The 1,262-nt window shown below is 35.4% G+C and carries 3 protein-coding genes; all 3 read right to left on the bottom strand.

Annotation, left to right across the window (positions count from 1 at the left end):
• Positions 1 to 276: ion channel (locus tag WKT08_RS10380; RefSeq protein WP_287516424.1), on the bottom strand; the 276-nt coding region annotated here is incomplete at its 3' end.
• A 13-nt stretch (positions 277 to 289) separates the two neighbouring features.
• Positions 290 to 631 carry a hypothetical protein gene (locus tag WKT08_RS10375; protein ID WP_195183559.1) on the bottom strand — a complete coding sequence of 114 codons (342 nt, stop codon included), beginning with the start codon at positions 629 to 631 and terminating at the stop codon, positions 290 to 292.
• Complete coding sequence (locus WKT08_RS10370) at positions 556 to 858, bottom strand: TMEM175 family protein (protein WP_004240734.1); 303 nt, start codon at positions 856 to 858, stop codon at positions 556 to 558. Before WKT08_RS10370 ends, WKT08_RS10375 begins: the two co-directional genes overlap by 76 nt.
• Positions 859 to 1,262: the final 404 nt, after the last annotated feature.

Raw genomic sequence — 1,262 nt, 5'->3', positions numbered from 1 at the left:
AATAACAGCTGATAAACAGCCAAAAAATATGAGCCCATAAATCGTCAAGAAGACACTGGTAATCCTTCCAATCAAGGTCACAGCTAGGAGATCCCCGTAGCCGACAGTCGTCGAAGTCACAAAAGCATACCAAAGACCGTCTCCGTAATTTGTGATAGCAGGTTCAACTAGGAAAAGCACGCCTCCTGACCCAAAAACAAAGGTCACAAAACTCAGAGCAAACCGAGTAAAACCCGTAACCTGTATAATATGCCATAACATTTTTAAACGTCTCATTTGTTCTCCTTATTCATACTAGCTCCTGACCGAGCCGTTTTTTCCAATAATCAAAGTGAAGATAGGACATGATCTCCATCAGAGAAAGATAGACAAACTGATAGATCTGATTTAAGCTGATTATCAACTGATATTGTTTGAAAAATGACTGGAAGAAAGACCAGATATGACTGTCTTGAATCAGTCCCTTCTTAATATCAGACAGGATATTAGCTAAAGCTCCCAAGGACTGAAACGGTAAATCCTTGACATTTATATAGATCCGGTCCACCACATCATTCAGACTGGTATCTTGGATGGCATGAAATTCTCCAAAGAGAACTCCTGCCGCTCCAAGAGTAGAAACAAATTCCACCAAATAATTTCTGAGGAAATTTTCTCAACCTTTTCCCATAATGTGTTTAGTGCCATCCATAACGATCCCAACCAGAAAAAGGAAAGAAAACAAGCAAAGAAATTTTGCCGTAAATCCCAAAAAGCTTCAAGACTTGGTGTTGTTGGTTTTTCTAACTCTAAAATCAAGATGGTCATAATAATTGCTAGAACAGCATCTGTCAATACAATTAATCTGTCTTTCTTCATCGGATTGCATCCCCTTTCTTTTTTGTAACATTCTATCTTATCGCATAATATTGGATATTCTTTCATAATCCGACTACAAACAAAAATAAACCAAAAAGTCTGTCCCTATTATGCTATATTTAACTCTAGAAGTATTCATCCATCTAATTAATAAATATATCATATTTCACAATAAATGAATACTATCAAAGATTCATCCCCTTTCACTTCATCATTTAGTGTTGCTTAGATTTATCAAAAACAACCAAATTTGTATTAATTTCAAGTATCACCTAGTTACAAAAATTTGGGGTGAACAGAAAAAGCATCCCGTATTTTTGATACGAAATGCTTTCAATAAGTTTAAATAAGTTTTAACGTTTACTAAATTGTGATGCTTTACGAGCTTTTTTCAAGCCTGGTTT

Origin of the sequence: Streptococcus sp. HCA-5024 (assembly GCF_037890265.1) — a bacterium.
Lineage (GTDB): Bacteria > Bacillota > Bacilli > Lactobacillales > Streptococcaceae > Streptococcus > Streptococcus lingualis.
The sequence above is the reverse complement of the archived record's forward strand: the minus strand, read 5'-3'. Positions and strand labels throughout refer to the sequence as shown.